Raw genomic sequence first — 2,602 nt, 5'->3', positions numbered from 1 at the left:
CGCATGCAGGGTGGTGTGGGGGCTGGAGGCTAGATACCTCCGGCTACCCGATTAGTGCTCAGTTGGTTAGTGGCACCATTTCGATGTGCAAGTGGACTGTAATTGGTTGATTACAAGGGACACCTGTTTCTGTTACCTCAACATCTTGCTGATACCACTCTTCGTAACCTTCTGCTTCAACTCGAACATCGTATAAACCTGATTGCCAACCTAGACCAATCTCGCTATCTCCTAAATCCTCGCATGTACCATATTCCGTAAGGTTTTCTTCTACGATTTCACTGGTTGGTGTTAAAAGAGTAACCGTGGCTTGGCAATCGATTCGTGCTTGAGTCGATTGGTCATAAACTTGGACAAAGAACGCAGGTTCAACCACTGTAGGGCACACGCCCCCCTCTTCATTTGATGAACCATCACAGCCCAAAACTAAGTTCGAAACAACAATAACGAACAGAAATCTCATAAATCCATTTATACACATATATACCTCAATGTAAGAGCACTAACGCCGCATTAAGCGGACTAAAATGGTTGGCTATAATGTGGAGCGAAGCGAAACTTAGCCAACTGTTTTAGTTCCGTTTTCAATGCCTTGTTATAAAAAATTCTTGAACGCAAACTCAACGTAACTGATAAATTCAGGAAACTTTTCAATTAGAAAATTAGAGACTTCATAATCTGATACATCTTTAACATTTTCGACCAGTTCATAAAAGTTAGTTTCTATAAAATCTTTAACTGCATCTTTTGCATTTTCAGGTATTTGCTCTGCGCCTTCGACAACTTCAAGAACATCTTCTAACTGAACCTTTAAATTCGCTCCGTCAGAAGTTACAAATCGTTGCCCAGTGCTGGTTGCTAAATAATTCATTTGAACCTTTTTTATAACAGCTTTATATACATCACAGTGACGCAATTGCCCCGTTGTATATCTTAATTATTTAAAACATCACAATAAACAAAAAATCAAATTAATTCAATAAATTGTGAACGTTTTTAGCAAAATCGTGAATCGACAAATGCGTCACAAGGAAGATATGCACATTTTTAAAGCACATCTAACCCTTTCTTTTACAAAGGGTATTCAAAAAGTCCCCTGATAACCTTCGCAGTGACGCTTTTGTCAGATTCTAGGCAAAACAGGCGCGGTGACGTAATTTGTAGTTTTATTGACAAAACAGGCTATATTTACTGATTGTAAATACAGTATGGAGGTTATTATGTTCGATGTGCGAGAAATAATATCAACAGATTCCAATCTGTTTTATGGATCCCTTTCGCATGCTTATTCGCAGCCGCCATTATCCCTTTAAAACAGAAAAAACGTACAGCTATTGGATCTTGTCTTACATCCGTTTTATAAACTTAAACACCCGGAGACAATGGGCAATGCTGAGATCGAAATATTTTTAGAGTATCTGTCGATGGTTGCTAAATACATTTACAGGTCAAACAAACCCAGCTTTATATTATGTGCGAGCATCTGCTCCTGTTTTATGGTTTTTCGAACACTGCACATTTGTGAAAATGCTATTTGGCATTTTTCGGGCAAATCCGTTCTCTTTTCCAGATATTTAATCGCCCTTTCCTGCTTAAACCACTCATTTTCATCGCCTTGCAGCTCGATATTGATAACATTGCTGTCTTGCGCTGTTAACCAGTAATCGGCATCACAGGTCAGTGCGATTTGTATACCTGCCGGATCCAAATCACTAAAGCAGATCAGTTGATGTCTGTCACAATCTTTAAAACGTCTGAAAAACTGATAAGCCGTAGAAGTTTGCTGTTCCGGATTAATATCCCCGCGATACAGCCACAGCGCTTTGTGCAGACATTCAGGAATATTCAGAGCCGACAGATTCGCCATTATTGCCAGGTTTTCCACCAACACAATCTTCTGATGTTCAACTGAGCTTATCTCGTCTGCTTTAAGGTACACACCTAAAGAGCTAAAGGGAGTAACGGGGAATTGTTGATTATTGAGCTGCAGTATTTGCAGGTTGTTAATCAGGATAAAATCCCGACTGACAGCATAACTCTGCGCTTTTTCGTTACGCTGAGTTTGCGCGCTTTGCTGCCGGCTCTGCGCAGCTGGATATGGCTCTCGAAAAAGATGCGCGCTATTTTCAGATAACACCCGCTCAATTAAAAACGCTCTGTCCCGCTCATTAAAGTGCAGATAGTCACCGTCAATTACGCCAAAACCATAATCGTTATGTAAACGCTTTAATAAACTCGACAGTTTTAACTTGCCGTGCGTTAAGGTTTTAAAGTTTGTCTGGCAGAATTGATACAGTGCTTTGTTCATGCAGGCCTCTACAATACGATTTAGTTAAATGCTTTCCTTTAAAACAATCTGCACATCACTGTAACTGTAGTTATCTGTGGTGCCGGCAACTTGCACACCTTTCATTTTAATATCCAGTGCATCTTGCTGCTCAAGCGTTAATTTACAATAACTGCTAAATACCAGTTCAATCCAGGCTTGCGGCTCTATTGTTTGCGCTGTTTGTGAGCTGTTTTGTAACTCATTCTGCCAGTAATTAATCGCAGAGATAGGCAGCCCTGTTGTGATTGCCTGTTCAAACAGTAATTCCGTTTG

General features: G+C 40.2%; 3 protein-coding genes and 1 pseudogene. All 4 read right to left on the bottom strand.

The window, feature by feature from the left end; genetic code table 11:
- Positions 1-58 precede the first annotated feature (58 nt).
- A complete protein-coding gene (locus AC4GME_RS15815; RefSeq protein ID WP_490377540.1) occupies positions 59-463 on the bottom strand; it encodes a hypothetical protein in 405 nt (134 codons plus the stop codon).
- A gap of 132 nt (positions 464-595) precedes the next feature.
- A complete protein-coding gene (locus AC4GME_RS15810; RefSeq protein WP_490377539.1) occupies positions 596-871 on the bottom strand; it encodes a hypothetical protein in 276 nt (91 codons plus the stop codon).
- 570 nt (positions 872-1,441) lie between these two features.
- Positions 1,442-2,308, bottom strand: coding sequence for a DUF7281 domain-containing protein (locus tag AC4GME_RS15805; RefSeq protein WP_490379736.1), 867 nt, complete (start codon positions 2,306-2,308; stop codon positions 1,442-1,444).
- Positions 2,309-2,332: 24 nt separating this feature from the next.
- Positions 2,333-2,602: pseudogene (locus AC4GME_RS15800) on the bottom strand (hypothetical protein); the annotation flags it as partial.

This window comes from Psychromonas sp., assembly GCF_983033635.1.
This window is presented reverse-complemented; position numbering and strand designations above follow the sequence as displayed.

Bases quoted from the DNA above. Each gene is read 5' to 3' on its own strand.
- AC4GME_RS15805 (WP_490379736.1), bottom strand. From the start codon at position 2,308: ATGAACAAAGCACTGTATCAATTCTGCCAGACAAACTTTAAAACCTTA.
- AC4GME_RS15815 (WP_490377540.1), bottom strand. From the start codon at position 463: ATGAGATTTCTGTTCGTTATTGTTGTTTCGAACTTAGTTTTGGGCTGT.
- AC4GME_RS15810 (WP_490377539.1), bottom strand. From the start codon at position 871: ATGAATTATTTAGCAACCAGCACTGGGCAACGATTTGTAACTTCTGAC.